Annotated in this window: 6 protein-coding genes; 2 read left to right on the top strand and 4 right to left on the bottom strand. The window is 53.2% G+C overall.

The window, feature by feature from the left end; genetic code table 11:
- Positions 1-33: 33 nt before the first annotated feature.
- From RO069_RS11165 to RO069_RS11150, 4 genes are all read right to left on the bottom strand, one after another.
- Positions 34-1,443, bottom strand: a complete 1,410-nt coding sequence (locus RO069_RS11165) for an AMP-binding protein (RefSeq protein ID WP_328187539.1) — start codon at positions 1,441-1,443, stop codon at positions 34-36.
- 10 nt (positions 1,444-1,453) lie between these two features.
- On the bottom strand, positions 1,454-2,629 hold the full coding sequence (locus RO069_RS11160; protein WP_328187537.1) for a thiolase family protein: 1,176 nt from the start codon (positions 2,627-2,629) through the stop codon (positions 1,454-1,456).
- Entirely contained in the window at positions 2,622-3,494 is an 873-nt protein-coding gene (locus tag RO069_RS11155; RefSeq protein WP_328187535.1) for a CoA transferase, read from the bottom strand. The genes RO069_RS11160 and RO069_RS11155 overlap by 8 nt, the downstream gene beginning before the upstream one ends.
- A 65-nt stretch (positions 3,495-3,559) precedes the next feature.
- A complete protein-coding gene (locus RO069_RS11150; RefSeq protein ID WP_091849382.1) occupies positions 3,560-3,844 on the bottom strand; it encodes a hypothetical protein in 285 nt (94 codons plus the stop codon).
- Positions 3,845-3,946: 102 nt separating this feature from the next.
- Between RO069_RS11150 and RO069_RS11145 the strand changes: the two genes are divergently transcribed.
- Both RO069_RS11145 and RO069_RS11140 read left to right on the top strand, forming a co-directional pair.
- Positions 3,947-4,804, top strand: coding sequence for a hypothetical protein (locus RO069_RS11145; RefSeq protein ID WP_143066567.1), 858 nt, complete (start codon positions 3,947-3,949; stop codon positions 4,802-4,804).
- 64 nt (positions 4,805-4,868) lie between these two features.
- A complete protein-coding gene (locus RO069_RS11140) occupies positions 4,869-5,285 on the top strand; it encodes a hypothetical protein (RefSeq protein WP_091849381.1) in 417 nt (138 codons plus the stop codon).
- The last annotated feature ends 18 nt before the right edge of the window (positions 5,286-5,303 follow it).

Genomic DNA, 5,303 nt, shown 5'->3' with positions numbered 1-5,303 from the left:
GGGGGTGGGTCAAAATTAATGGCCAGTAGTGGGTCATTTTAATTGGCCACTAACATCGATGGAGGAGATCCACTCGCCGCCGCTCTTGATCACGTCTTTTAGACGATCGGTCAGCTTGAGGTAGCCGTGCTGGTCAATCGTGCCGACGTCACCACTCCGCCAGTAGCCGTCGAGGAAGCGATCTCCATCGTCCTCAAGCTTATGATACTTCTCGATGATCCAAGGTCCTCTTAATAACACCTCGCCCTGGGAAATGCCGTCGAAGGGCACATCCTTACCGGCACCGTCAACCAGTCGGAAATCGACGCCGGATACCATCAAGCCTTGGCAGCGCTTGCGGTTCCATGTTTGCTCGTCGCTCAACACTTCGCGCAGCGACGGTTTCAGCCCCTTGTTGACCGTGACCAGCGGAGTGGTCTCGGTGGCACCATAGGCGTGAATAATGTCGGCCCCGGTGAGATCATAAAAGCCACGCATCAGACGCAACGATGGCTCGGTGGCACCGCTCAGCAGCCTCGCACGGCTGAAGTCTGGCTTCTTGTCCAGTGATCGGATGTACTCCAGCATCGGTGTAAAGATCGCTGGCGCACCGTTAGCTACAGTAACCTTTTCTTCTATCATTGCATCGACCAAAACCGACGTATCCTCAGCGACGTAGCGGCCTGGCAGGACGACTTTAGCCATCGCCTGGACGGCGGCCTGCGGAAGACCCCAGCACTGACCGTGGAACATCGGCGTAATGAGCATGGCGGTGTCGTCACTACTCACACCGATCACACTGTCCATCGCCAAAGTGTGCAGATAGATACCGCGGTGGGAGTAGTAGATTCCCTTGGGCCTACCGGTTGTGCCTGTCGTGTAGCAGGCGCTGTAGGCCGACGTCTCGTCCACCATCGGCCAATCGATGTGTGTATCTTCCGCCAGGAGCAGATCCTCGAAGTGATGCACGTTCGTCAGGGTCGTGCTGATCTGCGACAGCGGACGGTCGGTCATTACGATCCAGCCTTTGACTTGAGGCACCAGCGGAGCGAGCTTCTCTGCAATTGGCAGCAGGGTCTCGTCAACTAGAATCCAGGACGCCTCACTGTGGTCGGTAACATAGCCCAAGTCCTCGGGCGCCAGACGAAGGTTCATCTGCAGCATGACGGCAGCGAGGCCGGGGATCGCCCAATAGAGCTCGAAATGTCGGCGACTATTCCAGTCCAGAATTCCAACTACGTCCCCGGGGCCGACACCGAGGCTTCGCAACGCGTTAGCCGCTTGACAGATCCGGAGGTAGGACTCGCCGTAGGTGTACCGGTCCCAGCCGCCATCGGCGGTACGATAGACGATTTCTTGTTCTGGATAAGTCCGGGCCGCATGCCGAATCATGGTCGTTGTGTTGAGCTGGTAGCTGTCGCCATGGGTGGAAGGACGACCCTTAGTAATATATGTCGATTGCATATCTTTCTCCTCAGATGCGTTCAATTATTGTTGTGTTGGCAGTGCCATGGGCTTCACAGATAGTCTGTAAGCCCAACTTCTTCCCTGAGCGTTCAAGTTCACAAAGTAAATCCGTCAGCATGCGGGCACCGGTTGAGCCCAGCGGGTGCCCGATTGCGACTGAGCCACCGTTAACATTGAGCTTGTCATCCGGAATATCGAATTCGCGCTGAAACATCAGCGGTACGCCTGCAAAAGCCTCGTTGACCTCGTACAAATCAATGTCCGCCGCGCTTAGTCCCGCCATTTTTAGTGCCTTGTGGGTAGCCTCAAGTATGGCGGTGAACTGGATCACGGGGTCCGCACCGGCGACCGACATAGCACGAAAGCGGGCGCGTGGTTTGAGGCCTTTTTGTTCAGCGTATCCACGATCAGCGACTAGCAGTGCCGCCGCACCGTCGCTAACCTGAGATGCGTTCGCGGCCGTCGTGCGGCCATTTTTCGCAAAGACCGTCTTCAGGCCCGCCATCTTCTCCGCATCGAGATGCTCGCGAATGCCCTCATCAGCGGTAATACATGGACCGTTGGGGTCTTGGGGATCGGCGGTGATTGGCACCATCTGTTTGACAAAAGCACCAGCCCTGGTAGCAGCGAAAGCCCGCTCATGACTTCGAACGCTGTAAGCATCAAGTTCCTCGCGGCTAATCCCGAAGCGATCGTTCATAAGTTCAGAACTGGGACCCTGCGCCATAAGTCGACCGTCGTAGCGTTCCAGCTCAAGCGGGCCGTACTGAGGGCCGAGCGGCGCACCTGGCTGAAACGCTGACGGCATAGTCACCTGCGACATCGATTCAACCCCACCTGCGATCACCAGATCATAGCTGCCAGCCATGACACCATGGGCGGCAAAGCTGACTGCCTGCTGTCCGGAACCACATTGGCGGTCCACAGTTACTGCGGGCACGGACTCGGGTAAGCCGGCGGAAAGCACGGCGTGGCGGGCGATGTTGGAGGACTGTTGGTCATGCTGCAGCACGCAGCCAGCGATCACGTCGTCGATTGCGGATGGATCAACTCCGCTGCGATCGACAAGATATCTTAGAGTGCAGCCGAGCAGGTCGGCAGGATGCCATTGACTCAGTACACCACCACGTCTGCCGACCGGGGTTCTTACGGCATCAACAATGACTGCTTCACGATTAATCATTTGTTACTCCGGAGGTAGGGACCTTGACTTCGGCCAGAGGAATATCGTGTTCGCGACCGATCGCTTCCCAGTAGCTTGTCGTCCGTGTTTTGAAAGTGGACTCGAGCTCCTCAATCGTACGACCGATATGCTCTGAAACCCGGGCGGCAAAGTGGGGCTCGAGCGCACCGAGAGCGACATAGCCGTCCAAAGTGGGATAAATGCGGTAGGTGGGTAACGCTCCTCCCAGAGGCGTTGCAGGCCCCATCAGACCGTGGCGAACTGCGGCACCAGCCATCTGAGCGGCATGGTCAAGTACTATCTTGTAGCCGCCACCCCTACCAACGCGCGTTCGACTCAGGAGTCCCGCGACCGCAGCAGAGACCGCACGCTCAGCTCCCAGCAAGTCCGCCACCGGAACGAGTGGCATGGTCGGCGGGCACAACGTGCCGTGTGCAGCCTGATAGGTCAGATCGTGCCCGGGAACTTCAGCCGCATCTCCGTCGTGGCCGACTATTTCGACGTGAACCAGAGCAGGATGAGTCTCGGAGAGTCGGTGCAGGTCAAGACGGTTTAACGCAGACGGACGCATGGCCGTTATTAGGGCATCAGCATCTGCAAGGTAATTATCAAGACGGCCTCGCTGTTCGGACTGCTTGAGATCCAGGACAACGATCTCTTGATCAGCCACAAGCTCGTCGTACCAAGCTCGGGCCACTGCAGCAAGCGGATCACCAGCTGGGGGCTCAATTTTGGTGACCTGTGCACCCATGCTAGCCAGTTGCGCGGCCGCGATGGGGCCTGGCAGGTTGGAGGCGAGCGAGACGACCCGAATCCCGATCAGTGGCTCCGGTGCAGAAGCGCTCATTAAAGCAACCGATTTCATCACTATCACCTGTCGAATACATCAACACTATACAACTGTATAGCATGATATACGAAGGTACAATATCAACCTTTCTGGTAACTCTTGAAGGTGGTCCTGTTTCCCACCTTGAGAGTGTCTCCCGCTGCAGAGCAATCGAACCACCAGGTTGCGTCGACCGTCTTGGGCCCGTCTTCTCCGGGAACGATCAAGCTATGGATCTTCCTATCAGGGTTGCCGCCGAAAGCTGGATAGTAGTGTTCGGTGCTCCCGTCCCCAGAAAAGCTCATGGCCAGGTGGCCCATGCCTATTGAATCGAGCATGTCCTGGACCTCAGGGCTGTCTGTGACCCGCCTTATGTAGCCGCACATTACAAACCTCCTTTTTGGCAATAACTGAGTCAGAACCTGAAAACGAACAGTCAAAGAGTCAATTTTGCTATAGTAAACTGGATACCGTGATAGGGGACAGGGATGCTCTGGAATAAGTCAACTCGGAGACACTTGAGGGGTTCAATTAAAGCTCAATGGGCTGCGGTTATTGTCGCCATAATTGCAATACCAGTTCCTATCGTATGGCAAATTATCAGTTCTGCTAAGACCGAACCGATACCTTCTGCTTGCGTCCCCTTCTTCGATAAGAGAAGCATAAAGGTTGAAGAGCTTTATCAGACTATAGGGGAATTGGCAGCTTCTGCTTTGAAAAGCCCTAGAATCATAAAGAGCATGACTGTTAACGAATCATATTCACAAATAGATTCAGATGATGAATTTCCTAAAAACTCTATTCAATATTTGGTAAACTGCTCACAAAAGCTGATTAACTCGTATGATCCACCACCTTTGCAAAAAGCAGATCTTGCGGTATTCGCTATTTACGAAATGCACAATGATGAATACATTATTGAAACCGCCAAAATGTATACTGAGATAGCCAATAAATCGAATCCTGACAACATTTACAAGGAAGTAGAAGGATTAACATATGAATACATGAAGTACTTTGAAGAATTTGATCCAGCTGGTTTGTCAGATGTGAAAATTATAGGTCACGCCCTAGCCATTCAGGCCACTCACTCAATATTGCAGAACATTGCAGAGGAGCATGGTCTAGGAATTGCGCATTCATCAATTCATAGATTACTTACAGAAGCTATAAATTCTGTCGATAGTTTATGCGCTGATGGTCAAATTAAAGCGTGGGAGCAAGATATAGAGTTAAATCTTAAAACCGCAGCTGAAAATTCAATACCGTCATATAGGTCCGACACATGGGAAGAAATGCTTGCTCGTAGAGAACATTCTAAAACCCGTCGTGACAACTGTGAATAGGAAACGTTGAAGTGGCTCAAATCTGCTTTACAGGTTAATAAAATACACCAAAAGCGGATTCACCATGACTGACATTCCTGAAAACCAAGTAATTGATTTCGAAATTTCGAAAGCTCACCTAGAAGCGACCGGTTGGAGCCTCAACCAGTTCGAGCGCTCTAACCCTTTCGACTGCCATGCAGTCTACGTCTATGATTTCCGGTTTCAGACACCTGAGCTATTTACCTTCCCCATTAACGATTTCAACGATCGGATCGTGGAGCAGCCAGCTCAGGTACTCGCCACCGTTCTGGAACAGTGGATGAAAAAAAGGCATCGGAAGAAGCTGAAAGGCAGAGAACGCCGGGCCCTCCCCGGCGTGATTGCCGACTATGTGAAGGCCTCACAGTCCTACCGGGCCTGGCTTACACGAAAATCAGCCAATGACCGGATGCATGCCTTCATTGACCTGCCCCCAGTCTTTAATCCAACTGCTCCCTAGTAATGTCCGTTACTTTTG

The sequence above is a fragment of the Marinobacter sp. OP 3.4 genome (assembly GCF_036224885.1).
Classification (GTDB): Bacteria; Pseudomonadota; Gammaproteobacteria; order Pseudomonadales; family Oleiphilaceae; genus Marinobacter.
Note: the sequence above shows the minus strand (reverse complement) of the source record. Positions and strands in the feature narration are given on the sequence as shown.

What these genes read in the sequence shown, in the direction of transcription:
- RO069_RS11165 (WP_328187539.1), bottom strand. Translation starts at nt 1,443, where the DNA reads ATGCAATCGACATATATTACTAAGGGTCGTCCTTCCACCCATGGCGAC.
- RO069_RS11160 (WP_328187537.1), bottom strand. Translation starts at nt 2,629, where the DNA reads ATGATTAATCGTGAAGCAGTCATTGTTGATGCCGTAAGAACCCCGGTC.
- RO069_RS11155 (WP_328187535.1), bottom strand. Translation starts at nt 3,494, where the DNA reads ATGAAATCGGTTGCTTTAATGAGCGCTTCTGCACCGGAGCCACTGATC.
- RO069_RS11150 (WP_091849382.1), bottom strand. Translation starts at nt 3,844, where the DNA reads ATGTGCGGCTACATAAGGCGGGTCACAGACAGCCCTGAGGTCCAGGAC.
- RO069_RS11145 (WP_143066567.1), top strand. Translation starts at nt 3,947, where the DNA reads ATGCTCTGGAATAAGTCAACTCGGAGACACTTGAGGGGTTCAATTAAA.
- RO069_RS11140 (WP_091849381.1), top strand. Translation starts at nt 4,869, where the DNA reads ATGACTGACATTCCTGAAAACCAAGTAATTGATTTCGAAATTTCGAAA.